The following is a 25,745-nucleotide window of genomic DNA, read 5'->3' as shown; positions in this document are numbered from 1 at the left end:
CCATGATCGAGAAAGTCGTCATCGCCAACCGCGGCGAGATCGCGCTCAGGATATTGCGCGCCTGCCGCGAGATGGGCATCAAGACGGTCGCGGTGCACTCCACGGCCGACACCAACCTGAAACACGTGCTGCTGGCGGACGAGACCGTCTGCATCGGCCCGCCCTCCTCCGCCGAGAGCTACCTGGACATGCCGGCCATCATCAGCGCCGCGGAGGTCACCGACTCCGTGGCCGTGCATCCGGGCTACGGCTTCCTCTCGGAGAACGCCGACTTCGCCGAGCGGGTCGAGAAGAGCGGTTTCATCTTCGTCGGCCCGAAGGCCGAGAGCATCCGGCTGATGGGCGACAAGGTCTCGGCCATCCGCGCCATGAAGGAGGCGGGCGTGCCCTGCGTGCCCGGTTCCGACGGCCCGCTCGGCGAGGACGGCGACGAGAACCTGCGCCTCGGTCGCGAGATCGGCTACCCGGTGATCATCAAGGCGGCCGGCGGCGGCGGCGGCCGCGGCATGCGGGTGGTCCACAGCGAAGCCTCCCTGCTAGGCGCCATCAACGTGACCCGGGCCGAGGCCAAGGCGGCCTTCGGCAACGATCAGGTCTACATGGAGAAATTCCTGGAGCGTCCCCGCCACATCGAGTTCCAGGTGCTGGCCGACGCCCACGGCAACGCCGTCCACCTCGGCGAGCGCGACTGCTCCATGCAGCGCCGCCACCAGAAGGTCATCGAGGAAGCCCCGGCGCCGGGCATCGGCGACGAGGAGCGGGAGCGGATGGGGGCGCGTTGCGTACAGGCCTGCCAGGAGATCGGCTACCGCAACGCCGGCACCTTCGAGTTCCTCTACCAGGACGGCGAATTCTACTTCATCGAGATGAACACCCGTCTGCAGGTGGAGCATCCGGTCACGGAGATGGTCACCGGCATCGACATCGTCAAGGAGCAGCTGCGCATCGCCGCCGGCGAGAAGCTCGGCTTCACGCAATCGGACGTGCGCGTCACCGGCCATGCCATCGAGTGCCGCATCAACGCCGAGGACCCGAAGACCTTCATGCCCTCGCCCGGCATGGTCCAGCTCTGGCACTCGCCGGGCGGGCCCGGCATCCGCGTGGACAGCCATCTCTACAGCGGCTATCGGGTGCCACCGTACTACGACTCGCTGATCGGCAAGCTGATCGCCTACGGCGAGAACCGGGAGTCGGCCATCGCCCGCATGCAGATCGCTCTGAGCGAGATCGTGATCGAGGGCATCAAGACCAACGTGCCGCTGCACCAGGAGATCATGACCCACCAGGCCTTCAAGACCGGCGGCACGAATATCCATTACCTGGAGAAGCGCCTCGGTCTCTGAACCGGCGCCGGCGGGATGTCTTGGCGTCAGTTCACCATGGCTCTGGACGGCCTGGACGCGGCCCGGGTGGAGGAGGCCCTGGAGGACCTCGGTGCCGGCGCCGTCACCTACTCCGACGCCGGCGATTCGCCGGTGCTCGAGCCGGCGCCGGGCGCGACGCCGCTCTGGCCTGCCACCCTCGTCACCGCGCTGTTCGATGAGCATCTGGACGAGCAGGTTCTGACAGCCGGCCTGCATGCCGCGCTCGATCTGGACGAACTGCCGGCCTGGCGCGTGGAGACGCTGGCGGACCGCGCCTGGGAGCGGGAGTGGCTGCGCGACTTCCGTCCCATGCGCTTCGGCCAGCGCCTCTGGGTATGCCCGACGGGCGGGGTGGTGGAAGAGCCGGACGCAGTCGTGCTGGACATGGACCCCGGCCTCGCTTTCGGCACCGGCACCCACGCGACGACCGCCCTGTGCCTGGAATGGCTCGATGCGGCCCGCATCGCCGGGCACCGCGTGCTCGATTACGGATGCGGGTCGGGCATCCTCGCCGTCGCCGCCCTGCTCCTGGGCGCCGGGGAGGCGACCGCCACCGACATCGACGCACAGGCCCTCACGGCAACGGGGGCTAACGCGGCACGCAACGACGTCGCCGGACGCCTCGGTGTCGTCGCCCCCGAAGAACTCGTCGATGCGGCATTCGACATCGTGCTGGCGAATATCCTCGCCGCCCCCCTGGCCGCACTCGCCCCGCGGCTGGCCGGACTGACCCGGAGCGGCGGCGAGATCGTGTTATCGGGTATCCTCGCGAGTCAGGCGGAGGAGATCCGCGCCGCCTACGAGCGCTGGTTCGAGATCGCGCCGGCGGTCGCACGCGAGGACTGGATCATGATCAGCGGCAGGCGCCGGGAAGACTGAGACCGTGTACACCCAATGCACCGAATGCCGGACCGTCTACCAGATCGGGCCGGAAGATCTGAAGCGCGCCCACGGGCGGGTGCGCTGCGGCGCCTGCGGGACGGTGTTCGACGCGCTGGAAACGCTGTCCCACGAACCGCCGCCGCCGCAGCCGGCCGAGCCGCCGGCACCCGGGCCGGAGTCGATCGAAGAGCCGGGGCCGGAGAGCGGCCCCGAGGCCGGGCCGGAACCGGAAACGGAGCCGGAACCCGAACCCGAGCCCGAACCTGAGCCCGAACCTGAGCCCGAGCCCGAAGCGGAAGGCGAGCCTGAACCCGGAGGCGAACCCGAATCGGGAGGCGAACCCGCGCGCGAGCCCCAGCGCTTCGACGACGACACGCCGCTGGAGGAAATCCTGGCTTCGTTCGGCGGCGACCTGTCCGCAGAGGCCGACGAGGAGGAAGCCGGACAGCGGCAGGAGGCCGCGGCGGCCGGCCAGCAGACGGACGGCCCGGCCGGGGAGCCGGCAGCGCCGACGCCCGATGCCGGCGACGACGCGGCCGAGACCGGCGATCTCGGCGACGAGGACGAGTGGCGCGCACTGCTCGCCGAACTCGAGCTGGACGAGACCACGCTCGGTGTCGGGCTGGAGCGCGAGACCGGCGACGAGGGCGGCCACGAGGACGGCGTCCCGGCCGAACGGGCGCCGGAGGACGCGCCGCCCGAGGAACTCATGCTCGTCGGGGAACCGGCTGAGACGCCTCACCGGACGGTGGCAGCACCGGATGCGGCCGAGCCGGGGGCCGGGGAACCGCCCGCAGGAAAAGCGGAGACCGAGACCGCAGCGGAGACGCCGGAAGCCGAACGACCTCCGGCCGAAGAGCCGTCGGCGCCCGAGGAACCCGCATTGCCCGAACACGCCGCCGCGGCCGGCGACCGGACGGGCGCAGCGGAGGACCGGGACGACCTCGCGGCGTCCGCGGCCCTGTTCGACGAGATCGTCCAGAGCGGTGAGTTCGCGGCGATCCTCGGTCCCGACAGCGACGCCGCGGCGGCCGCCGTCGAGGAGCACGCGCGGGAGGAACGGGAGGAATCGCAACCGGCCACCGAGGCTCCCCGGGGAGTCGAAAGCAAGACGGCCGGGGGCGCTGCCGGTGAGCAGCCGGAGGAAGACGGCGAAGAAGAGCTCATCGACCAGACACTGCTGCCGCGCCGGCGCAGCCGGTCACGGACTCTGCTGTGGTCGGGGGCGGCCCTGCTGCTGGTCGTGGCGCTCGCGGCCCAGGTCATCCACGGCCAGCGGACCCAGCTGGCGACGCATCCGGAATTCGGTCCCCGGCTGCAGCAGATCTACGGCCTGTTCGGCGCCGACGTGCAGCCGCGCTGGGACATCGGCGCGCTGTGCGTCGAGTCGTCCAGCGGCGATGCCAGCGCGGACTCGCTGCAGATCACCAGCGTCGTCGTTCACCAGGGCGACCGGCCCCAACCCTATCCGCTGCTGCACGTCTCGCTGACGGACCGCTGGCAGAGCGTGATCGGCAGCCGCTCGGTCGAAGCCGACGACTATCTGCCCGAGGGGGAATTGCGCGACGTCCGCATGCATCCGGGCGACCGCGTGCGCGCCCGCGCCCGGCTGTCGGATCCGGGCAGCGAGGCGGCAGGCTACGAGCTGCACGTCTGCTACCGGAGCGCAGAGGGCGACCTGCGCTGCTCCGGCGCCTGCCGCTAGAATCCCGACATGCGCATCGGCACCATCGACATCGCCTCTCCCGTACTGCTCGCTCCCATGGCCGGCACCACCGACCTGCCGTTCCGCCGCCTCGCGCGCCGGTTCGGGGCGGGCCTGGCCGCCACGGAGATGACCACCGCGGACACCTCGCTCTGGCGCTCGGAGAAGTCACGGCACCGGTTGCGCCTGGAAGGCGACCCCTGGCCACGGGTGGTGCAGATCGCCGGCAGCGATCCCGCGCCGATGGCGGAGGCGGCCCGTGCCGTCGCCGACGCCGGCGCCGACATTGTCGACATCAACATGGGCTGCCCGGCCAAGAAGGTCTGCCGCAAGCTCGCCGGCTCGGCGCTGCTGCAGGACGAGCGCCGGGTCGCCGATATCCTCGCCGCGGTCGTCGCCGCCGTCGATGTGCCCGTCACACTGAAGACGCGGACCGGCTGGGATCCCGACAACCGCAACGGCGTGCGGGTGGCCAGACTCGCCGAGGACTGTGGCATCCGGGCGCTGGCCATCCACGGACGCACCCGCGCCTGCCGCTTCGCCGGCAGCGCGGAATACGCGACTATCGGGCAGATCGTCGACGCGGTCTCCATACCGGTGATCGCCAACGGCGATATCGACAGTCCTGAAAAGGCACTCGAAGTTCTGCGCGTAACCGGCGCCGCCGCCGTAATGATCGGCCGCGCAGCGCAGGGCCGTCCATGGATATTCCGGGAAGTGCTGCACTACCTCTGTCACGGCGCCGCGCCGGCGTCTGTCGACGCTGCCGAGCTCCGTGCTATCATCACCGCCCACCTGCACGAGCTGCACCGTTTCTATGGGGAAGAGCGCGGTGTTCGGGTGGCACGCAAACACCTGTCCTGGTACAGCCGCCATCTGCCGGATGGCGATGAATACCGACGCCAGGTGGTGCGCGTTGAGAGTGCCAGGGAGCAGCTGCTCCTCACCGAGCGCTTTCTCGACAGCGCGGACCGGGCCGGTGCTCTAGCCGCCTGATCGCGCTGTTCAGCAACAATAAGTCAACAGGAGCGCTGCGGTCGACGGTCGTGGCGGCGATCTGCGGGGAAACGAATCGACGTGGCTCAATCGACACGAAAGAAGAAACGAAAGCCGACGCTGGGCAACGACAAGTCCCTGAGCGACCACACCCAGGAAGCCCTGAACCAGTATTTCGAGAGCCTGAACGGCTATCGACCGGGGGATCTCTACGAGTTGGTGCTGAGCGAAGTGGAGAAGCCGCTGCTGCGGACGGTGCTCGAATACACCGGTGGCAACCAGAGCGAGGCGGCCTCGATCCTGGGCATAAACCGCGGCACCTTGCGCAAGAAACTGAAGGCGTACGCGTTGCTGCGCTGAGCGGCCGCCGGCGCCAGGACACACACCGGGAGCAGAGCCGATGACGCGATCCCGCCGCGCGCTGTTGAGCGTCTCCGACAAGACCGGGGTGGTGGAACTGGCGCGGGGCCTGGCCGACCGCGGCTACGACCTGCTCTCCACGGGCGGCACCGCCCGCGCGCTGCGCGATGCCGGTCTGCAAGTCACCGACGTCTCGGCGCACACCGGCTTTCCCGAGATCATGGACGGCCGGGTCAAGACCCTGCATCCGAAGATCCACGGCGGGCTGCTGGGCCGCCGGGACACCGACGCCGCCGTCATGGCCGAGCACGGCATCGACGCCATCGACGTCCTCGCTGTCAACCTCTATCCCTTCGAGCAGACGGTCAGCGCGGCGGACGCGACCCTCGGCGACGCCATCGAGAACATCGACATCGGCGGCCCCGCCATGATCCGGGCCGCGGCGAAGAACCACCACAACGTCCTCGTGCTGGTGGACCCGGCCGACTACGAGACCACACTCCGCGCGCTGGAGGAGGGCAGCGTGGACGAGGCCATACGCCTGCGCCTCGCCGCGAAGGCCTATACCCACACGGCCAGTTACGATGCGGCCATCTCATCGTGGCTCACCGAGGGGGCGGGCGAAAGCCGGCTGGGCGAACGCTTCGCCGCAGGCGGACGGCGCATCGCCAGCCTGCGTTACGGCGAGAATCCCCATCAGCAGGCTGCCTTCTACGCCGACGCGGGCGACCTCCGCGGCACACTCGCGGGCGCAGAGCAGGTCCAGGGCAAGGCGCTCTCCTACAACAACATCGCGGATGCCGACGCCGCCCTCGAATGCGTGCGCCAGTTCGAGGGCCCCGCTTGCGTGATCGTCAAGCACGCCAATCCCTGCGGCGCGGCCACTGCGGGGTCGCAGTTCGAGGCCTACGAGCGGGCCTACGCCACCGATCCGGTATCCGCCTTCGGCGGCATCATCGCCTTCAGCGCGCCGCTGCAGAAGAAAGTGGCCCGCGAGATCCTGGATCGACAGTTCGTGGAGGTCATCGTGGCACCCGCCCTGGCCGACGGCACCGCCGAAGTGCTGGCCGCGAAGAAGAACGTGCGCATTCTCGTGACCGGGGAGACCCGACCCGAGCGGCCGGCCGTGGAGCTGAAAAAGGTCTCCGGCGGGCTGCTGGTGCAGGAGCGGGACGACGGTCGCATCGAGGCCGGTAACCTGCGCGTGGTGACCCGCCGCGAACCCTCGGCCGGCGAGATCGCCGACCTGATGTTCGCCTGGCGGGTGGCGAAGTACGTCAAGTCCAACGCGATTGTCTTTGCCCGCGGCGGCGCCACCATCGGAGTCGGCGCCGGCCAGATGAGCCGGGTCTACTCCACGCGCATCGCTGCCATCAAGGCGGCGGACGCCGGCCTCTCCACGAAAGACGCCGCCATGGCGTCCGACGCCTTCTTCCCTTTCCGCGACGGCATCGACTCGGCAGCGGAACACGGCGTGCGGGCCGTGATCCAGCCCGGCGGTTCCGTGCGCGACGAGGAGGTCATCGCCGCGGCCGACGAACACGACATCGCGATGGTGTTCACCGGCATGCGCCATTTCCGTCACTGAGCCGGAGAGTTGCCTTGAAGATACTCATCGTGGGCGGCGGCGGGCGCGAACACGCGCTGGCCTGGAAATGCGCGGGCTCACCGAGGGTCGACGAAGTCGTCGTCGCACCGGGTAACGCAGGCACAGCGCTGGAACCCGGTGTCCGCAACGCCGCCGTGGCGGCGGACGACGTGGAAGGCCTGCTGGCGCTGGCCCGCCGGGAAAGCGTGGATCTCACCATCGTCGGCCCCGAGGTCCCGCTGGTCGCGGGTCTCGTGGACCGCTTCGCCGAGGCCGGGCTGCGCTGCTTCGGACCCCGTGCGGAAGCCGCGAGGCTGGAAGGCTCCAAGGCCTACACGAAGGATTTCCTGGCCCGCCACCGCATCCCCACGGCCGCCTACGAAAACTTCACCGAACTGGCGCCGGCTCTCGACTACATCCGCGAGCAGGGCGCGCCACTGGTGGTGAAGGCGGACGGCCTCGCCGCCGGCAAGGGAGTGGTGGTGGCGCACACCGTCGAGGCAGCGGAGGAGGCAGCACGGGACATGCTGCAGGCCGGCGCGTTCGGCGGTGCCGGCCGTCGCATCGTCGTGGAGGAGTTCCTGCAGGGCGAAGAGGCGAGCTTCATCGTCATCACGGACGGCCGCCACATCCTGCCGCTGGCCACCTCCCAGGATCACAAGGCCCGCGACGAGGGCGACACCGGCCCGAACACCGGCGGCATGGGCGCCTACTCCCCTGCGCCGGTGGTCACGCCCGCGATAGAACGGCGCATCATGGACGAGGTGATCCGGCCCACCATCGACGGTCTGGCAGCGGACGGCGTCGACTACCTGGGGTTCCTGTACGCAGGGCTGATGGTCGACGACAGCGGCGCGCCGCGGGTGCTCGAATTCAACTGCCGCTTCGGCGACCCCGAGACACAGCCGATCATGGCGCGACTACAGAGCGACCTGGTCGAGCTCTGCGAGGCCGCGCTGGACGGCCGCCTGGCCGACGCGAGGGCCGAATGGGATCTCCGCGCCTCCCTCGGCGTGGTAATGGCCGCGGGCGGCTACCCGGAGGACTATCCGAAAGACGATGCCATCGAGGGCCTGGACCGCGCCGCCGCCCTGGACGGCGTCAAGGTCTTCCATGCCGGCACGCGCATGGATGGCGACCGGGTGGTGACCGCCGGCGGGCGCGTGCTCTGCGTCGTGGGGCTGGGCGAGAACGTCACGGCGGCGCGGGACTCGGCCTATCGGGGCGTCGCTTGCATCCGCTGGGACGGTGCTTATTTTCGTCGGGACATCGGCCACCGCGCCATCGCCCGCGAAATCGCCGCGGCGGCCGGCGGCTGAGACCTCGTGATTACCGCCGGCGAAGCCTGGCGGCCTATCGAAGACGCCCTGCCCGACTACGGCATCGAAGACGCCGCCTCAGCGTTTCCTCAACGCTTCATGGCCTCGAAGAACTGGGCGTTGGTCTTGGTGTCCTGCAGTTTGGAGAGCAGGAACTCGACGGCGGCGAGTTCGTCCATCGGGTGCAGCACCTTGCGCAGCACCCACATCTTCTGCAGCTCGTCCGGCTGGGTGAGGTATTCCTCTTTCCGTGTGCCGGAACGGTTGATGTTGATGGCCGGGAACACACGCTTCTCGGAGATGCGCCGATCCAGGTGGATCTCCATGTTGCCGGTGCCCTTGAACTCCTCGTAGATGACGTCGTCCATCTTCGAGCCGGTGTCGATCAGCGCCGTGGCGAGGATGGTGAGGGAGCCGCCCTCCTCGATGTTGCGCGCCGCACCGAAGAAGCGCTTCGGCCGGTGCAGGGCGTTGGCGTCCACGCCGCCCGTCAGCACCTTGCCGGATGACGGCACCACGGTGTTGTAGGCACGCGCCAGCCGCGTGATGGAGTCGAGCAGAATGACGACATCGCGCTTGTGCTCGGTGAGCCGCTTGGCCTTCTCGATCACCATCTCCGCCACCTGCACGTGCCGGCTGGCCGGCTCGTCGAAGGTGGAAGACACGACTTCGCCGCGCACCGTGCGCTCCATCTCCGTGACTTCCTCGGGCCGCTCGTCGATGAGCAGCACGATGAGGTCGCACTCCGGGTAGTTGGCCGCGATGGCGGAGGCGATGTTCTGCAGCAGCATCGTCTTGCCGGCCTTCGGCGGCGAGACGATCAGACCGCGCTGGCCCTTGCCGATGGGCGCCACCATGTCGATGATGCGCGCCGTCAGGTCCTCGGTGCTGCCGTTGCCCTGCTCGAGCTGCAGCCGCTCCTTCGGGAACAGCGGCGTCAGATTCTCGAACAGCACCTTGCTCTTGGCGTTCTCCGGCGCGTCGAAATTGATCTGCCCCACCTTCAGCAGCGCGAAATAGCGCTCGCCGTCCTTCGGCGGCCGGATCAGGCCGGAGACGGTGTCGCCGGTGCGCAGGTTGAAGCGCCGGATCTGGCTCGGCGAGACGTAGATGTCGTCCGGCCCGGCCAGGTAGGAGCTATCGGAGGAGCGCAGGAAGCCGAAGCCGTCCTGCAGGATCTCCAGCACGCCGTCGCCGTAGATGTCCTCGCCCTGCTTCGCATGCGCTTTCAGCATCGCGAAGATGATGTCCTGCTTGCGCGAGCGTGCGAGGCCTTCCAGCCCCATCTCCTCGGCAAGCACCACCAGCTCCGACGCGGGACACGTCTTGAGCTCGGTGAGGTTCATCACGTTCTTGTTGTCGGCGAGCTGCTCCGGCGTTATGACCTCGAGATTCTCCTCGTCGGCGGGGAGATCCTCGTAGCCGTGCTGCGTATTGCCGCTTTTCCGCCGGCGCGGTTTGCGCGGCGGCCCATTCTGATTTTTCGGACGGGAAGATTGCTTCGACCGTCCTCTTGCTTGATTACCCAAGTAGCCTCTCACAAATTGGCATCCAAAAACTCGACAAGTTGCGATTTCGACATCGCACCCATTTTCTGTGCCTGCACTGCTCCGTCGCGGAACAGCATCAGGGTAGGGATACTGCGGATCCCGAATTTCGGCGGCGTGTTAGGATTCTCGTCGATGTTTATCTTCGCCACCTTCAATCGATCGCCGTACTCGCCGGATACGTCATCGAGCAGCGGCGCGATCATCTTGCACGGACCGCACCACTCCGCCCAGAAGTCCAGCAACACCGGACGATCGGACTGCAGCACGTCCTGCTCGAACGTCGCGTCACTCGTATGAACGATCTGGTCAGTCACCGCTGTTAACCTCCCCGCAGTATCGAATGATTCAGTGTCCAGAGTCGGAGCTACCCCGACGGCGCATATTTGTTTCGGCGCCGGACCGGGCAGGTGACGGCGCGTTCCCGATCAGGCAATATGTCGCAGCTTTCTCGCCGGTCTTGTGCGGCTTCTCTTGAGATTTGGTGGTAGCGAATTCTGGCAGGTGCGACGGCTGTCGCAGCGAACTGGGGTTAATTTGAACCCTTCGCGGCCGAATTTGCAAGCCTTACATTCACTTTTTCCCCACGGGAACCCATGTCTGAAAATCATCTGAGCGAACTGGCCTTCAGGGATCTGGAGCTGCCCGACGGCATACGCGAAGGCATCGAGGATGCCGGTTTCGAATACTGCACGCCGATCCAGAGCCGGACGCTGCCCATCGCCCTCGCGGGCCGCGACGTCGCCGGCCAGGCGCAGACCGGGACGGGCAAGACGGCCGCGTTCCTGATCGCCCTGTTCAATCGCCTGCTTGCGAGTGAGCGACCGGACAGCAAGCAGTCAGCGCCGCGTGCGGTCATCCTGGCCCCCACCCGGGAACTGGCGGTGCAGATCGCCGCCGACGCCGAGACCCTGGGCAGCCACACGGGTCTCGAGGTCGCACTGGCCTATGGCGGCAAGGACTACGACAAGCAGCGCGACCACATCAGCGCCGGCATCGACGTGTTGATCGGTACGCCGGGGCGCCTCATCGACTACTACAAACAGGGTGTGTTCAATCTGAACCACGTGGAAGTGATGGTACTGGACGAGGCCGATCGCATGTTCGATCTGGGCTTCATCAAGGACATCCGCTACGTGCTGCGGCGACTGCCTCCGCCGACGGAGAGGCTGAACATGCTGTTCTCGGCCACCCTGTCGCACCGGGTGATGGAACTCGCCTACGAGCACATGAACGATCCGGAGCTTATCCGCATCGAGCCCGAAAAGGTGACGGCCGACCGCGTGCGTCAGGTCATCTACTACCCCTCCAACGAGGAGAAGCTGCCGCTGCTGATCAAGTTGCTGCGCGAGAGGGACGCCAAGCGCACGATGGTGTTCGTGAACACGAAGCGGGAGGCGGAGAGACTCGAGGACACGCTGCGCGCGAACGGCATCAACGCCCAGGCCATCTCCGGCGACGTCCCCCAGCGCAAGCGCGAGCGCATGCTCTCCGACTTCCAGAGCGGCGAGCTGGCGGTGCTGATCGGCACCGACGTCGCCTCCCGCGGCCTGCACGTGCCCGACGTGAGCCACGTTTTCAACTACGACCTGCCCCAGGACCGCGAGGACTACGTACACCGCATCGGCCGCACGGCGCGGGCCGGCGCATCAGGTGACGCGATCAGCTTCGGCTGCGAACAGTACGTGGTTTCGCTGCCCGACATCGAGGACTACATCGGCAACAAGATCCCGGTGGCGAGCTTCGATCACGAGGCGCTGCCCGAGATCGAGCGCCCGCCCCGGCGGCCGCGCAAGCGCCTCGGTGACCGCCCCGGCGGCGGCGGCAGGCCGTCCCGCGGCGGCGGGCGCAGCGGCCGGAGTGGTGGCGGCGGTGGTAGCGGCGGTGGCGGCAGGAAAGCCCGCTCCGACGACGGTGGCGGCAAATCGAAATCCGGCGACGGCGGCGAGAAGAAGAAGCGACGCCGGCGCAGGCGCACGAAGAAGTCCGGTGACGCCGGTCAGTAACGCGGAGGACACGTGCAGAACCGACAGCAGCTCCTGAAGAACGTGGTGGCCATCACCCGGGATGCCGGTCAGGCCATCCTGGAGGTCTACGAGACCGACTTCGACGTGGAGAGCAAGCAGGACGACTCGCCCATCACGGCGGCCGACCGTGCGGCCCACGACGTTATCGTCCAGGGTCTGAAGCAGCTGACGCCCGGCATGCCCGTGCTGAGCGAGGAAGACGGCATACCACCCTACGGCGAGCGCCGCGCCTGGCAGCACTACTGGCTGGTGGACCCCCTTGACGGCACGAAGGAGTTCGTCAGCCGCAACGGCGAGTTCACCGTGAATATCGCACTGGTGGAGGGCCATCACGCGGTGCTCGGCGTCGTGCACGTGCCCGTGCAAGGCAAGACCTACACCGGCCTGCACGGCTACGGCGCGCGCCGTCTCGTCGACGGCGCGAGCAGCGAGGCCATCCGCGTCGCGGAGGAATCTGCATCGCCCGTGCGCGTTGTCGGCAGCCGCTCGCATCGCGGCGCGAGCCTGGACGCGTGGCTCGGGGAACTGGGCGAACACGAGCTCCTGCCCATGGGCTCCTCCCTGAAATTCTGTGTCGTCGCCGAGGGAGGCGCGGACGTCTATCCCCGGCTCGGTCCGACGTCGGAGTGGGATACGGCCGCCGCCCAGGCCGTGGTGGAGGCCGCCGGCGGGCGCGTCACGGTGGCCGGCGGCTCGCCGCTGGCCTACAACGCCAAGGCGGACATCCTGAACCCGCACTTCCTGGTGACCGGCCCGCAGGATCGCCCGTGGCCGCCTATAGGCTGAGGCCGGGAAAGACTGGACAAGCGCCGGATTTCGGCTTACTAAGAAAGCGTGGACGGCGAGATCACCGACAACAACAACGTCGAGAACGACGTATTCCGGGACCTGGAGCGACTGCGGGAGCTGCGCATCAGCCACAGGGACCTGGACGACCTCATCGACCGTCTGTCGGAAGACCCCCTGGTCGACCAGCTGCGGCTGCGCCGCCTGAAGAAGCGCAAGCTCCAGCTGAAGGACATGATCTCCCGGCTCGAGAGCGAGCTGATCCCGGACCTGAACGCCTGAACTAACTACTCCTCTTCGGTCCCGCCGTAGACGGCGCCGATATGCCGCTCGCCGCGCGCCTCCGCCAGCTCCACCTGGCGGCGCCGTTCTGCCAGCCGCTCGGCGCGGTCGGAATCCACGTCACCGTGGCAGTGAGGGCAGCTCACGCCGGCGGCGTAGAGCGGCGATGCCACGTCCGCAGCGGACAGTGGCCGGCGGCAGGCGTGGCACTGCACGTAGTGGCCGGGAGCCAGACGCCGGTCCACCGCCACCCGACTGTCGAAGACGAAGCACTCGCCCTCCCAGCGATTGTCCGGTGACTCCGCCATCGCGTCGAGATAGCCGAGGATTCCGCCTTCCAGCTGGTAGACCCGCTCGAAGCCCATCTCACGCATCATGGCCGTCGCCTTCTCGCAGCGGATGCCGCCGGTACAGTACATGGCGATGGGTCGGTCGCGCTCGCCGGCCAGCCGTTCGTCGACGAAACCCGGGAAATCGCGGAAGCTGTCCGTGCCCGGATCGACGGCGCCGGGAAAGCGCCCGACGTCGATCTCATAGCGGTTGCGCGTGTCGATCACCAGCGTCTCCGGATCCGCGATCAGCCCGTTCCACTCCGCGGGGCTGACCCGCTCGCCGGTGAGCACCGATGCGTCGACGTCCGGTCGCCCGAGGCTGACGATCTCCCTGCGCAGGCGCACCCGCAAGCGCCGGAACGGCGGCTCGTCCGCGCGCGACCATCGGCCTTCCACATCAGCCAGCCCCTCGATATCGCCCAGCCAGTCCAGCAGCGACGCCAGTGCGTCGCGCTCTCCGGCGAGCGTCGCGTTGATACCTTCCGGCGCCAGCAGAACGGTGCCCAGGAGGTTGCGTTCGCGCCCGGCCGCGAGCAGCGGCCCGCGCACCTGCCGATACGACGGCAGAGAGACGAAACGGTAGAAGGAGACGACGTCGCAGGCGTCGCCGTCCGAACTGCGAGACGCGTTATTCATGAACGCAATTGTACGCAACGCGGGGCGCCCGGAGTGCAGACACAGGCGCCTCAGGCGTGCTCCCGTTCCGCCTCTTCGGGCGGCAGCTCGCTCACGGTCGTGCTGAGGATGTGGTGGCAGAGTTGTTCGCCGAGCACCTGGCGGGCGTCTTCCTCGACACGCACCAGGTCCTCGCCGAACGCCAGCCGGCCCTCGGCATCGACGGAGAGGACGCCGCCCTTGCGCAGCGTGCGGATGAATTCCTGAAACAGCTTGCGGTCGAAGAAGTCCGGTGAGCGCAGTCCGGACACCATCGACAGGCGCTGCGCGGAGAGTTCGCAGATGCGCTCCAGCCGCCCCTGGGTGAGACGCCCCGACCCGTAGCGCTCGAGCAGCGCGATCGTCATGTAGTAACGCTGCAGCATCGGCAGCATCAGGCGGCCGAGCTGGACCAGCTGGAAGGCGGCCGCGCCGCCCGCGCGGGGCCGGCGCAGCGTCTGGCCGTCCTGCGACAGACGCAGCAGACCGAGCCCCGTGAGCTGACCGATGACGTCGCGCACCAGTGCCTCCACCTCGCCGCCCCGCCAGCGCAGGAACAGCTCCGCGCGCACGTAGGGATAGGTGAGTCCAATCAGGCGCACCACCTCGGCGAGCGCGAGCCGCCGGCTCTGGATGAAGCAGGCGGCCACCAGGCCCGGGATGGCCAGCAGGTGCAGCACGTTGTTCAGGAAATAGGACATCAGCACCGCCTCGCTCTCCCGCATCAGGATGAGATCGCCGAGCGGATGTTCCTCGCGCCGGATGACGCCCATCTTCTCGCCGTGGGCGATGACGGCTTCGGGCCCGAGCTCGGTGACCGTCACGGCGTCACTGTAGGGGAAGCGGCGCAACAGCTCGAGCAGCAGCGTGAGCTGGCGGTGCAGCGTGGACTCCGGCATGGTCTGGCGTGGCGTCGCCAGCAGCGCCAGGGCCAGCAGGCTGATCGGAGTGACGGCGGCGGCGGCATTGATGCGCCACATGATGCGGCGCTCCAGGTCGCCGATCACCTCCGGCAGCCAGGCCGGCCGCTCGCCCTCGACCGATTCCTCCTCCCGCCAGCCGGGACGGTGCGCGTCCAGCAGGGCGGTGAGCTCCAGCGGCTCGCCCACGTTGACGTACACCTCGCCGAAGTAGTCGCGCAGCGTCCGCAGCGAGCGGACCAGGCCGAGCACGGTCTCCTTCTTCTTCTGCTCGCCGGAGAGCTCGCTGACGTACGCCTTGCCTTCCACCAGCTTCTCGTAGCCGAAATAGACGGGCACGAAGACGACCGGCCGGCGGGGGTCCTGCAGGAACGATTCCACCGTCATCACCAGCATGCCGCCCTTCGGTTTGAGCAGCCGCCCGGTGCGGCTGCGCCCTCCCTCGACGAAGTACTCGATGCTGAAGCCGCGCGTGATCAGCGCCCGCAAGTAGGCATAGAAGACTGCGGCATACAGCCGGTTGCCGCGGAAACTGCGGCGCAGGAAGAAGCCGCCGCCGCGGCGCAGGATGGAGCCCACCACCGGCAGATTCAGATTCACGCCGGCGGCCACGTGGGGCAGCGACAGGCCCTGGTGGTACAGCACATAGGACAGCAGGATGTAGTCCATGTGACTGCGGTGACAGGGCACGTACACCAGTTCCCTGCCCTCGGCCACGGATTGCACCCGCTCGATGCCGTTGAGGCGGATGCCATCGTAGAGCTGATGCCAGGCCCAGGTGAGCACCTTGTCCAGGAAGCGCACCATGGGGTAGGACATGTCGGCCGCGATCTCCCGGGCGTACTCCCGGGCCTTGCGCCGCAAACGCTCGCGCTTGCGCGCATCGCCACGGGACTCCTGGCTGATCACGCCGCGCACGCTGGCGCTGCGCACCACCCCGTTCACCAGTGTGCGGCGATGGGAGAGATCCGGGCCCAGGGTCGCGACCCGGCGCTGGCGGAAATGCACGCGGAGTATCCGCGAGATCTTCCGCGCGGCCAGCCGCGCGCTGAGCCCTTCCGCCGCGACACGGCGCACGGACAGCGGCTCGCTGAAATGCACCAGCGTGGCGCGGCCGTAGAGGATCGTGCTCAGGAACTTGCGCGTGCGGCCGCCGATATCCCACTGCTCGCTGAACAGCACCTTGAACCAGGAGCGTTCCTTCTCCGGCGCCCGACCCCAATAGACCGCGACAGGGACCAGCAATAACTCTTCGTCTTCGTCGCCGTCGCGCGCGGCGGCGGCCACCAGGCGCTCGAGCCGCTCCGAGATCTGTTTGCGGCGGCGGCCGAACAGCAGACTCCGCCGGGTGCGCAGCACGATCAGCGCCGTGGATTCCTCCTGCCCCGCGAACACGACACCCTCGCCGGCAAGCGGGAGGTCGTGACGGATGCAGGCCTGCTCGAGCGCCAGCCGATCCGCCAGCCCGCCGTACTCGAGGACGTAGCAGACCCGGGTGCCCGCCGGCGCCATCAGCTCCGCGGGCTCCTCCGGCAGCACGGCCGGTCTGATCCACAGGCGGGTGATGCGCGCGAGCAACCAGATCCAGGGCTGACGCAGAAATCTCGGGGCGATCATCCGGCGGATTCTACCGAATACCGGCCGCTCGGGTGTTTGCAAAGCGCGCCGCGGTGCGCAATGCTCGCACCGCCGTGACAACGACAGCAAAGAACCTGAAACCTGCGCCGCCACTCGGCGACCCCCGGCGCTGGGCACTGTTCCTGGACGTGGACGGGACGCTGCTCGGCTTCCGAGACGACCCCTCGGCGGTGGCTTCCACCGCCGAGCTGAACGCCCTGTTGTCGCGCCTGGCCGAGCGGCTGGATGGTGCGCTGGCCCTGATCAGCGGGCGCCCGGTGCACGACATCGACCGGGTCTTCAGCCCGCTGGTACTGCCCGCCGCCGGTGCCCACGGCCTGGAGTTACGCCGTCATTCCGGCGACCCGGTGGAGTACCGCGAGGGCACGCAGCTGCCGGACGGCGCGATGGACCGCCTGCAGACATTCGTCGCGGGCCGCCCCGGCGTGCTGCTGGAGCACAAGCCCCAGGGCGTCGCGCTGCATTACCGCCGCGCGCCGGCCGCGGGCCCGGCGGTCGTGGAGACCATGCGCGCCATCGGCGAGGACCTCGGACCCGGCTTTCGTCTGATGGAAGGCAAGATGGTCTGCGAGCTCATGCCGGCCGGGCGCAGCAAGGGCAAGGCCATCGAGGACTTCATGACCGTGGAACCCTTCGCCGGGCGGCTTCCGGTTTTCGTCGGCGACGACATCACGGACGAAGCCGGCTTCTCGGTCGTCAACGAACTGGGCGGGCACTCCATCCACGTCCGCGAGAGCGCCCGGCAGACAGGCACGCTGGCGCGCTGGTCGCTGCCGGACATCGAGGCGGTCTACGCATGGCTCGCCGCGCTGGCGGACTCTTGACCGCGCCCGCCCGTCCATCATTATCGGAATTGTCGGAGTCATCGGAATCCACGACGCAAAGGGGTCGCGCATGACGGATCTGAATCTCGGGGTCATCGGCAACTGCCAGATCGCCTCACTCATCGACAGCCAGGGGGTGATGGTCTGGGGCTGCATGCCCCAGTTCGACGGCGATCCGGTCTTCTGCCGCCTGCTGCGCAGCGAGGAAGACCGCGAGCAGCCCGGCTACTTCGAGATCGAGCTGCAGGACTTCGAGCACGCCGAGCAGGAGTACGTGCCGAACACCCCGATACTGCGCACCACGCTGTACGATCGCCACGGCGGCGCCATCGCGATCACGGACTTCGCCCCGCGCTACCCCTACATGGGTCGCATGTTCCGGCCCATGATGCTGATACGAGCGATCGAGCCTCTGAGCGGGAGCCCGCGTATCCGCATCCGGCTGAACCCGGCGCGGGATTACGGACGCAAGGCCTGCAAGACCCGCCGCGGCAGCAACCACATCCGCTATCTTGGCTCCGGCATGCGGCTGCGTCTCACCACGGACGTATCGATCACCCGGGTGCTGGACCAGTCCAGCTTCGTGCTCGACCGGCCGGTGCATCTCATACTCGGCCCGGACGAGTCCATCCCGGAGGCCGTCTCGGACACATACCACAACCACCTCGAGGCCACGGAGCGCTTCTGGCGCGGCTGGTCGAGAGGTCTCGCTATCCCGTTCGAGTGGCAGGAAGCCGTGATCCGTGCGGCCATCACGCTGAAGCTGTGCACATTCGAGGACACCGGCGCGGTGATCGCCGCGATGACCACCTCCATTCCGGAGGCCGCGGGGAGCGGGCGCAACTGGGATTACCGCTACTGCTGGCTGCGCGACAGCTACTTCGTGGTGAACGTGTTGAACCGACTCGGCGCCACGAAGACCATGGAGGAGTATCTGCGCTATATCATCGACGTCTCCACCGAGGCCGGTCTGGAGGAACTGCAACCCGTCTATGCCATCAGCGGCCGCGCCGACCTCACCGAGAGCGTGGTCGAGTCGCTGTCCGGCTACCGGGGCATGGGACCGGTGCGCCTCGGCAACCAGGCCTACGAGCAGAACCAGCACGACGTCTATGGTGCGGTGGTGCTCTCCTCCACCCAGATGTTCTTCGACCAGCGCCTCACCCATCCTGGCGGTATGGCCGAGTTCCAGCTGCTGGAGCAGCTCGGCGCCGTCGCGGTGCGACTGTACGACCAGCCGGATGCCGGCCTGTGGGAGTACCGCGGCCGCAAGAGAGTGCACACCTTCTCCTCGCTGATGTGCTGGGCGGCTTGCGACCGCCTGGCCCGCATCGCCACACGCCTCGGTCTCGCCGACCGCGCTGCCTACTGGGGCCGCCAGGCGAGCCACATCCACAAGGTGATCTGCGAGGAGGCCTGGGACGACAAACAACAGGCTTTCACCGAGAGTTTCGGCCGCCCGGAGATGGACGCGAGCCTGCTGATGATGCACTACCTCGGTTTCCTGAAGGCCGACGATCCCCGCTTCATCGGCACAGTGAACGCCATCGAGAAGCAGCTGCGCCGCGGCCATCACGTGTTCCGCTACGCCGCCGCCGACGATTTCGGCGAACCGGAGAACGCGTTCAACATCTGCACCTTCTGGTACATCGACGCACTGGCGTCCATCGGCCGGGAGGAAGAAGCGCGGGAACTCTACGAGCACATGCTGAGCTGCAGGAACTCGCTGGGCATGCTCTCCGAGGACATAGACCCGCGGGACAATTCGTTGTGGGGCAACTTCCCGCAGACCTACAGCATGGCCGGTATCATCGACGGTGCCATGCGCCTCAGCAAGAGCTGGGCCGAGGCAATCTAGGGAGCAGCAAATGAGCGGCAACGGACGTCTGATCACCGTCTCCAACCGGGTGGCGATGCCCAATCCCAACCGACCCGCGGCGGGCGGCCTGGCCGTCGGCGTGCTCGCGGCGCTGGAGGACGAAGGCGGCGTCTGGTTCGGCTGGGACGGCAAGCTGACCGCCAGCGACAGCCACGACGCCCAGCATGTCACCCGCGGCAAGATCACCTTCTCCACCATCGACCTGAACGAGCGCGAGTACGAGCTGTACTACAACGGCTTCAGTAACCGGGTGCTGTGGCCGCTGTTCCATTACCTCCTGAGCTACATGCTCTACGACCGCCGCGAGTTCGAGGCGTACCTGCGGGTGAACGCGCTGTTCGCGCGCAAGCTGAAGCCGCTGCTCGAGCCCGACGACATCATCTGGGTGCACGACTATCACCTGATCCCGCTCGCGGCCGAACTCCGGAATGCGGGCGTGGATCAGCCCATCGGCTTCTTCCTGCACGTGCCGTTCCCCGGCTACGACGTGCTGCAGGCGCTGCCCGACCACGAATACCTGCTGCGCTCGCTGTCCGCCTACGACGTGGTGGGCTTCCAGACCGAGCGCGACCTCGCTTCCTTCCGGGAGGCGATGACCCACCCGATCATCGGCGGCGAACTCGCGGAGGGCAACCGCATCGACGTTCCGGGCGGCTCGCTGATTGCCGACGTCTACCCCATCGGCATCGACGTGGACGGCATCGCGACCCTGGCGGAGGCCAACAAGGACACGGAGAACGTGCAGCGCATGCGCGCCAGCCTGGGCAACCGGGAGCTCCTGATCGGCGTCGACCGCCTCGACTATTCCAAGGGCCTCAGGCGAAGATTCCAGGCCTACGAGCGCCTGCTGGAGCGGTATCCGTCCAACCAGGGCAACCTCGTGTTCATGCAGATCGCGCCGCCCACCCGGGTGGGCATCCGCGCCTACGAGGAGATCCGCGCCCAGCTCGAGCGCACCGCCGGTCAGATCAACGGCCGCTTCGCCGACATGGACTGGGTGCCCATCCGCTATCTCAACAAGGGTTTCGATCGGCCCACGCTGATGGGCATGCTGCGCAGCGCCCGGGTGGGGCTGGTGACGCCGATCCGCGACGGCATGAACCTGGTGGCGAAGGAGTATCTCGCCTCCCAGGATGCCGAAGACCCGGGCGTGCTGGTGCTGTCCAAACTCGCCGGCGCCGCCCACGAACTCACGGAGGCGGTACTGGTGAACCCGTACGACACCGAGGACGTGGCCGATGGCATCAACCGCTCCCTGCACATGCCGACGGAGGAGCGCCGCGAGCGCCACGAGGCCATGCTCGAGACGATGCGCCGCAACGACATCACCGCCTGGCGCACCCGTTTCGTCGCCGACCTGAGGAAGAAGCGGCGATGATTGCGGCAGGTCCCGACCGCTGGCTGATCGCGGACATCGGCGGCACCAACAGCCGCGTCGGCTGCTGGCGCCGCGGCCAGCCCCACCACCAGATCGAGCATCCGCTGGTGATGGAGAACGCGGCCTTCGAGAGTCTCGAGGACATGCTGCGCCACTACCTGGACGGCCTGGGCGGCAAGCCGCCCGAGGCGGCCGGACTCGCCGTCGCAGCGCCCGTCACGGGCAACGAGGTCGATCTGCTGAATATCGACTGGGCGTTCCGGCAGGACCGCCTCGCCGCGGACTTCGGCTTCTCCGAGCTCTACGTCATCAACGACTTCGAGGCCATCGCCTGCGCGCTGCCGTCGCTGCCCGCGGAGGACTGCATCGACATCGGCGGCGGCGCCGGCCTGCCGGGTCGCAGCGTAGCCGTGCTGGGCCCGGGCACCGGCCTCGGCGTGGCCGGGCTGGTCATGAGCGACGCCGGCTACATCCCGGTGAGCGGCGAGGGTGGCCACATGACCCTGCCCGCCGTCAACGACGACGAGATGCGGGTGATCAAACGGGTGCGGGACGAACTCGGCCACTGCTCGGCGGAGCGCATACTATCCGGCTCGGGCATCGGACGGCTGCACCAGGGACTGCACGGCGGCGAGCGCCCGGCGGCGCGGGAAGTCAGCGAGGCCGCTCGCGCCGGCGACGAGGCGGCCATCCGTACCTTCAATCTGTTCTTCGACTTTCTCGGCACCGTCGCATCGGACGTGGCGCTCGTGTTCGGCGCCCTCGGCGGCGTCTACATCGCCGGCGGCATCGTGCCGGCGAACCTGGGTCTGTTTCGCCGCTCCGGCTTCACCGAACGCTTCGTGGACAAGGGCCGTTACCGGGAGTACCTGGCGGGGATCCCGCTGAAGCTGATCACCGCGGCGACGCCGGGACTCACCGGCATGGCGGCATTCTGCGACCCCGACTCGAGTATCCGCACGCAAAGGACGCGGTGAGTCACGGCGAGGACGGGTCCTCGCGTTCGCTGGCCAGCCGGAGTAACAGCTGGCGCTGGCGGTCCTTCCAGCCGAGCATCACCGAGGCAAGAAGACTTGCGCCGACAGGTATCAGCAAGGCAGGGTTCACGCAGCGACACGCCGGCACGTCGAGACTTGTCGGGTAAGACGCGACCGCACCATAGACCAGCATGCCCGCTCCCGCGATCAACAGAACGTAGCGGCCGTATCTCCAGAACGATTCCTGCCAGCGTGCGCGATCGACGATCGCGCGGTCCTCATCGGCGAGCTGCAACATCGTCCTCCTCGTTACCGCCGGCAGGGCGCTGCCTGTGCGCGACAGACCAATGGACCTGATTCTCTATCGTGACAGAGGAGGCCGTGCAACGTCAGGCGCGGAATCACCCGCCGCCCAGTCCGCCGTTTCCGGCCCTCCCGCGGCTCCGGATGCGATCTCGTCACGCAGCAGCGCCATCAGCCGGGGCTGGCTGTCCGCCATCAGGTTGCGCATGATCCGCAGCGCCTCGGCTTCCAGAAGGGGCTGACGCTCGATCATCTTCCTGCCGACCGGCGAGCGGTAGAAATCGATCAGCTGCCGGAGATCCGCCTCGTCGTAGACGTTCGTGTAGGCCTGGACGAACTCGGGTTCAACGCGCTCCCAGGACATCTCGCGGTCGATGAACTCCTTCGCCAGGCGGAAGCACCGCTCGAACCGCTCCCGATTCTCAGCGCGGATGCCGGCCGATTCCATCGACTCCATGATCATCGACAACGTCTGCGCCTGCGAGCGCTCCATCATCTCGCGGGAACGGGTGACCTCCAGCAACTCCGTGGCGGCGGCCGCGTGGCTGGCTGCATTGCCGGTAGCCGTCGGACCGTCCCCTGCTCGCTCATTGTCCAGCGTGGCGCAGGACGGAACAGCGAAAAGGACTACGAGGGCAATAAGCAGGAACTGACGCAACATCGTCTCCTCCATGATGGGCGGAGCAGGTAACCGGCCGACCGGCGGTGAAAACGGGGCCTCGCTGCCGCCGAAGCCGCGGACCAGCGCCACGAGCACCGGCGTTACGAACGCATCAGGAAACCGATGTCCGACGCCCCCGACGTCCCCGCCTGTCATATGCGGGAATAAATTACCGCAAATTGAAGAGGGAGTCACGACCGTCGACCCGAAGGCGTGGCGGCTGTCGGTTGTCCGGGCCGCTCAGTCCGCCTGCAGCGACCGCAGCGTCTGCTCGTACAGCGCCGCGTCGGAGTCGCTGAACAGCACGAACCGGACGTGCTTCACGGCAGAGAGCTTCGGCAACGCCTCCAGGACCGCGCCCAGAGCGATACGCGCCGCCGGTTCCGCCGGGAAGCCGAAAGCCCCGGTGGAGAGCGCCGGGAAAGCAATGGACGCCACCGAGTTTTCGTCCGCCAGCGCCAGCGCGTCGCGATAACAGGAGGCCAGCAATTCGTCGGACGGCTCGTCGCGACCGTAGACCGGCCCCAGACAATGGAGGACGCAACGGTTCGGCAGATCGTGGGCGCCCGTCATCACCGCCTCGCCAGGCTCGATCGGCGCGTGCTGCCTGCCCTCCTCGGCCAGGCCCGGTCCGGCGGCGCGATGGATAGCGCCAGCGACGCCGCCGCCGGTCTGCAGCTGCGCATTCGCCGCATTCACGATCGCTTCAATGTCGGGCTGGTCGGCGATGTCGCCGCGGACGATCTCTATCGTGATGTCATTGATGGTCGTCCTGCTCATGGGGCCAGTCTAGGGAGACGGCTCTCCGGCGACAACGACCGCCATGCGCCTCAGTGGCCGATGACGGCCTCCGCGAGCCGCGCCTCGATCTCTCCCATGAGTTCGCTGTCCGGCTCGGTGAATCCCGTGTCGGTGTTCACCTGGAAGGCGATCGTCACGCCGTGATCGGCGTAGTGGCGCAGGCTGGAGCTGTAACCCGGGATCCAGCCGGCGTGGCCGTACACGTCGCCGAAATGCCCGTCGCGGAACTCCGCGACCCCGAGGCCGTAGCGCACGGCGGGCCGCGACGGGTCGATCGTCGCCGAGGCGAGCAGCAGCGGCAGGTAGTCTCCCGGCATCGCGTCCCCGCCGAACAGGGCGGCACCCCAGTGCGCGAGGTCCAGCGAGGTGCTGACGAAGCCGCCGGCGGTCCATTCGAGCCCCGGATGGAAGACCAGCAGCCCTTCGTCCGTCAGTGTCTTCGCCGGCAGCCCGAAGGGGTTGTCAGCGGCCAGATAACCGGGCACCAGCCCGGCCAGGTCGCGACGATCCGACGGCGACGTCTGCGCGAGACCGATCGGCTCCAGGAACCGCCGGGCGACCGCCTCGTAGTAGCTCTCGCCCGCCGCCTTCTCAATGACGAGTCCGAGCAAGACATAGCCCGTGTCCGTGTAGGCGAATCCCTCACCTGGCGGGAACAGCGGTTCGTCGTCGAGGACGTAGCCGATCAGCTCCCGCGGCGCGAACAAGCGGCCAGTCGCGAGCCGTCGCGCGAACTCGGCGCCGAAGGCCTCGTCGTAGACGTGGTCGGGAAGTCCCGATCGATGCCGGAGCAGGTGGCGCAGCGTGATGGTGTCGTGGTTCGGCAGCCGCTCGTACCAGGGCTCCTCACCCAGCCAGTCGGCCAGGGGATCGTCGAGTCCGAGCCTGCCCTCGCGCGAAAGGGCCAGCGCCATCGCACCCGTGAAGGTCTTGCCGATGCTGGCTGCCAGCATCCGGTCGTCCGGGCGCATCGGCCTGCCGGCGTCCACGTCGGCAAGTCCCGTCGCCGCGACCAGCACCGAGCCGTCGGGCAGGACGCAGGCGGCCGTGGCGCCGGGGAATCCGTGTTCGGCGTGCAGCGCTTCCAGCGCGTCCCGGAATGCTGCTGCCGGATCGGCCGCGGCCGGCAGAGAGAGGGCGATGGCGGCCGCGAGCCCGAGCGCGGCCGCGGACACTGCCCTTACGCGAGCCCTTATCCTAGGCATAACGGTTCGTGATGACGCCGATGGCGGCGCCCTGCCGGCTGAACATCGCCTCCCGGTTCAGCCAGACCACGACCACGGCCGCCGCGCAGAAGAGATACATGTCCCAGGGCTGGGCGTCCGGCCACAGCGGGAAGATCAGCCAGAAATGGAAGAAAACGGGCAGGAGAATGCTGCCGCGGGAGGCGTTGAACAGCGCCGTCACGATCAGGGCGGCCGCGACCGAACCCAGGAAGAAGGGGGTGAACGACCACGCGCCCTGGGGTGTACCGCTCAGCAGGAAGGCCGGGAAGTGCCACAACGCCCAGACGATGCCCACCGCGAGGCCGGCCCAGAAAGGGACGAGCCTGCGCTGAGCCAGCGGCAGGGCCAGCCCGCGCCAGCCGAACTCCTCGATCGGACCCTGGAACAGCATGACCAGCAGCGCCGTGCCCAGCGCGCCGGCCGTCCCCGACCATCCGGACCACTGGTCCAGGTCGCCCTTCAGTGCCGCGCCGGCGACGAACAACACCGGAATGCCGAGGATCACGAAGGCGTACCAGGCGGGCGAACAGCGCCAGAGGGTGAGCCGGCGAAGGTAGCCTTTCAGGCCGGGCAGGCCGCCATATCGCAACACGAGCAAGAAGGCGGCGATGCCCGGCGCCCAGACCGCCAGGAAGAAGAGCGGGTTGCGGCCGCTGATCTCACCAAAAACTGCCGTCACGGCATCGGGGACGAAAAGGAAAAGGGAGAGCACGCCCCAGGCGATGCCGAAGGTGATCAGGACAAACGGGACGAGTGCCGCAACGGGCACGGCGTCGACGTTCTGCGCGGCCGGGGCGCCTGTCATGACGGCATCCTCGAGACTGACCAAACCCCATTGTCGGGACGGCGCGGCGCGGCGTCCATTGGTGCTTCGCGCAACAACACCCGTTAGCATCTGCGAACTTCCTGGACCAGACCGGCGGCCTGCGGGCGAACGGCAAGCGGGTCGGCAAGGTCGGCAGCCGCACCCCTTCGGAGAAGGAACTCACGATTGCGCGCTTCCAGGGAGAGCACGTCGCGGAGATCGCGAAGAAGCTCGTCGCCCAGCGGCGGGCGTCAGCCGGTCACGGTCACTCGGGGCCCTCCCCGTCGGCCTCCTCCAGCGCCTCGTCCATGGCCTTCTTGCGGTCCTTGCCCATCTCCTCCACTTCCTTCGCGCGATCGATCGTGTCGGTCATCGGGTCGAAGACGGTCTCGCGATCCTCATAGGGTTCGTCGGACTTCGTCGCCTCGTCGTCCGCGCCGCCGCAGGCGGCCAGCACCAGACAGGTGCCGATCAGGAACAGGTTGCGCATC

General features: G+C 68.1%; 24 protein-coding genes and 1 pseudogene. 15 read left to right on the top strand and 10 right to left on the bottom strand.

What is annotated here, in order from left to right:
- Window positions 1–2: 2 nt before the first annotated feature.
- The 7 genes from accC to purD all read left to right on the top strand — a co-directional run bounded on the left by accC (window position 3) and on the right by purD (window position 8,214).
- A complete protein-coding gene (gene accC / locus ACJMKX_RS15310) occupies window positions 3–1,343 on the top strand; it encodes an acetyl-CoA carboxylase biotin carboxylase subunit (RefSeq protein ID WP_405227369.1) in 1,341 nt (446 codons plus the stop codon).
- A gap of 15 nt (window positions 1,344–1,358) precedes the next feature.
- Window positions 1,359–2,243, top strand: a complete 885-nt coding sequence (gene prmA / locus ACJMKX_RS15305) for a 50S ribosomal protein L11 methyltransferase (RefSeq protein WP_405227366.1) — start codon at window positions 1,359–1,361, stop codon at window positions 2,241–2,243.
- Window positions 2,244–2,247: 4 nt separating this feature from the next.
- The gene (locus tag ACJMKX_RS15300; RefSeq protein ID WP_405227363.1) at window positions 2,248–3,951 is read left to right on the top strand and encodes a DUF3426 domain-containing protein; all 1,704 of its coding nucleotides are present in this window, start codon (window positions 2,248–2,250) and stop codon (window positions 3,949–3,951) included.
- Between the two features lie 9 nt (window positions 3,952–3,960).
- On the top strand, window positions 3,961–4,947 hold the full coding sequence (gene dusB / locus ACJMKX_RS15295; protein WP_405227361.1) for a tRNA dihydrouridine synthase DusB: 987 nt from the start codon (window positions 3,961–3,963) through the stop codon (window positions 4,945–4,947).
- 81 nt (window positions 4,948–5,028) lie between these two features.
- Window positions 5,029–5,307: a DNA-binding transcriptional regulator Fis gene (gene fis / locus ACJMKX_RS15290; RefSeq protein ID WP_405227359.1), complete on the top strand. Its 279-nt coding sequence runs from the start codon at window positions 5,029–5,031 to the stop codon at window positions 5,305–5,307.
- Between the two features lie 40 nt (window positions 5,308–5,347).
- Complete coding sequence (gene purH / locus ACJMKX_RS15285) at window positions 5,348–6,895, top strand: bifunctional phosphoribosylaminoimidazolecarboxamide formyltransferase/IMP cyclohydrolase (protein WP_405227356.1); 1,548 nt, start codon at window positions 5,348–5,350, stop codon at window positions 6,893–6,895.
- Window positions 6,896–6,909: 14 nt separating this feature from the next.
- A complete protein-coding gene (gene purD, locus ACJMKX_RS15280) occupies window positions 6,910–8,214 on the top strand; it encodes a phosphoribosylamine--glycine ligase (protein WP_405227353.1) in 1,305 nt (434 codons plus the stop codon).
- Window positions 8,215–8,303: 89 nt separating this feature from the next.
- Here the strand turns inward: purD and rho are convergent, their stop codons facing one another.
- Window positions 8,304–9,560, bottom strand: a complete 1,257-nt coding sequence (rho, locus tag ACJMKX_RS15275) for a transcription termination factor Rho (protein WP_405227875.1) — start codon at window positions 9,558–9,560, stop codon at window positions 8,304–8,306.
- Window positions 9,561–9,751: 191 nt separating this feature from the next.
- Window positions 9,752–10,078, bottom strand: coding sequence for a thioredoxin TrxA (trxA, locus tag ACJMKX_RS15270; RefSeq protein WP_405227350.1), 327 nt, complete (start codon window positions 10,076–10,078; stop codon window positions 9,752–9,754).
- A gap of 279 nt (window positions 10,079–10,357) precedes the next feature.
- Between trxA and rhlB the strand changes: the two genes are divergently transcribed.
- Genes rhlB through ACJMKX_RS15255 form a run of 3 tightly spaced genes read left to right on the top strand, consistent with a single transcriptional unit; the run spans window position 10,358 to window position 12,856 of the window.
- Window positions 10,358–11,767 (top strand): ATP-dependent RNA helicase RhlB, encoded by a 1,410-nt coding sequence (rhlB, locus tag ACJMKX_RS15265; protein WP_405227347.1) that lies wholly within the window; start codon window positions 10,358–10,360, stop codon window positions 11,765–11,767.
- Between the two features lie 12 nt (window positions 11,768–11,779).
- A complete protein-coding gene (gene cysQ, locus ACJMKX_RS15260) occupies window positions 11,780–12,574 on the top strand; it encodes a 3'(2'),5'-bisphosphate nucleotidase CysQ (protein WP_405227344.1) in 795 nt (264 codons plus the stop codon).
- 48 nt (window positions 12,575–12,622) lie between these two features.
- Complete coding sequence (locus tag ACJMKX_RS15255; protein WP_405227341.1) at window positions 12,623–12,856, top strand: DUF465 domain-containing protein; 234 nt, start codon at window positions 12,623–12,625, stop codon at window positions 12,854–12,856.
- 5 nt (window positions 12,857–12,861) lie between these two features.
- On the opposite strand, the gene trhO is transcribed toward ACJMKX_RS15255, so the two are convergent.
- Both trhO and plsB read right to left on the bottom strand, forming a co-directional pair.
- A complete protein-coding gene (gene trhO, locus ACJMKX_RS15250; RefSeq protein ID WP_405227338.1) occupies window positions 12,862–13,824 on the bottom strand; it encodes an oxygen-dependent tRNA uridine(34) hydroxylase TrhO in 963 nt (320 codons plus the stop codon).
- A gap of 50 nt (window positions 13,825–13,874) precedes the next feature.
- A complete protein-coding gene (plsB, locus tag ACJMKX_RS15245) occupies window positions 13,875–16,379 on the bottom strand; it encodes a glycerol-3-phosphate 1-O-acyltransferase PlsB (RefSeq protein WP_405227335.1) in 2,505 nt (834 codons plus the stop codon).
- 74 nt (window positions 16,380–16,453) lie between these two features.
- Here plsB and otsB point away from each other — a divergent pair, with 74 nt between their 5' ends.
- From otsB to glk, 4 genes are all read left to right on the top strand, one after another.
- On the top strand, window positions 16,454–17,224 hold the full coding sequence (gene otsB, locus ACJMKX_RS15240; protein ID WP_405227333.1) for a trehalose-phosphatase: 771 nt from the start codon (window positions 16,454–16,456) through the stop codon (window positions 17,222–17,224).
- A gap of 70 nt (window positions 17,225–17,294) precedes the next feature.
- Complete coding sequence (locus ACJMKX_RS15235) at window positions 17,295–19,082, top strand: glycoside hydrolase family 15 protein (RefSeq protein WP_405227330.1); 1,788 nt, start codon at window positions 17,295–17,297, stop codon at window positions 19,080–19,082.
- 10 nt (window positions 19,083–19,092) lie between these two features.
- Complete coding sequence (gene otsA, locus ACJMKX_RS15230) at window positions 19,093–20,481, top strand: alpha,alpha-trehalose-phosphate synthase (UDP-forming) (RefSeq protein ID WP_405227328.1); 1,389 nt, start codon at window positions 19,093–19,095, stop codon at window positions 20,479–20,481.
- On the top strand, window positions 20,478–21,458 hold the full coding sequence (glk, locus tag ACJMKX_RS15225; protein WP_405227325.1) for a glucokinase: 981 nt from the start codon (window positions 20,478–20,480) through the stop codon (window positions 21,456–21,458). The genes otsA and glk overlap by 4 nt, the downstream gene beginning before the upstream one ends.
- 1 nt (window position 21,459) lies before the next feature.
- Here the strand turns inward: glk and ACJMKX_RS15220 are convergent, their stop codons facing one another.
- The 5 genes from ACJMKX_RS15220 to ACJMKX_RS15200 all read right to left on the bottom strand — a co-directional run bounded on the left by ACJMKX_RS15220 (window position 21,460) and on the right by ACJMKX_RS15200 (window position 25,254).
- On the bottom strand, window positions 21,460–21,756 hold the full coding sequence (locus ACJMKX_RS15220) for a hypothetical protein (protein WP_405227322.1): 297 nt from the start codon (window positions 21,754–21,756) through the stop codon (window positions 21,460–21,462).
- Between the two features lie 63 nt (window positions 21,757–21,819).
- Window positions 21,820–22,578 (bottom strand): DUF2059 domain-containing protein, encoded by a 759-nt coding sequence (locus ACJMKX_RS15215; RefSeq protein WP_405227319.1) that lies wholly within the window; start codon window positions 22,576–22,578, stop codon window positions 21,820–21,822.
- Window positions 22,579–22,662: 84 nt separating this feature from the next.
- Complete coding sequence (locus tag ACJMKX_RS15210; RefSeq protein ID WP_405227316.1) at window positions 22,663–23,202, bottom strand: macro domain-containing protein; 540 nt, start codon at window positions 23,200–23,202, stop codon at window positions 22,663–22,665.
- 50 nt (window positions 23,203–23,252) lie between these two features.
- Entirely contained in the window at window positions 23,253–24,398 is a 1,146-nt protein-coding gene (locus ACJMKX_RS15205) for a serine hydrolase domain-containing protein (RefSeq protein ID WP_405227313.1), read from the bottom strand.
- Window positions 24,399–24,420: 22 nt separating this feature from the next.
- Window positions 24,421–25,254 carry a CPBP family glutamic-type intramembrane protease gene (locus ACJMKX_RS15200; RefSeq protein WP_405227310.1) on the bottom strand — a complete coding sequence of 278 codons (834 nt, stop codon included), beginning with the start codon at window positions 25,252–25,254 and terminating at the stop codon, window positions 24,421–24,423.
- Between the two features lie 143 nt (window positions 25,255–25,397).
- On the opposite strand from ACJMKX_RS15200, the pseudogene ACJMKX_RS15195 reads away from it, so the two are divergent.
- A pseudogene (locus tag ACJMKX_RS15195) lies at window positions 25,398–25,493 on the top strand (NAD(P)H:quinone oxidoreductase); the annotation flags it as partial.
- 26 nt (window positions 25,494–25,519) lie between these two features.
- On the opposite strand, the gene ACJMKX_RS15190 reads toward ACJMKX_RS15195, so the two are convergent.
- Complete coding sequence (locus tag ACJMKX_RS15190; RefSeq protein WP_405227307.1) at window positions 25,520–25,744, bottom strand: hypothetical protein; 225 nt, start codon at window positions 25,742–25,744, stop codon at window positions 25,520–25,522.
- Window position 25,745: the final 1 nt, after the last annotated feature.

The organism is Lentisalinibacter sediminis (genome assembly GCF_040706615.1).
Classification (GTDB): Bacteria; Pseudomonadota; Gammaproteobacteria; order Steroidobacterales; family Woeseiaceae; genus Lentisalinibacter; species Lentisalinibacter sediminis.
Note: the sequence above shows the minus strand (reverse complement) of the source record. Positions and strands in the feature narration are given on the sequence as shown.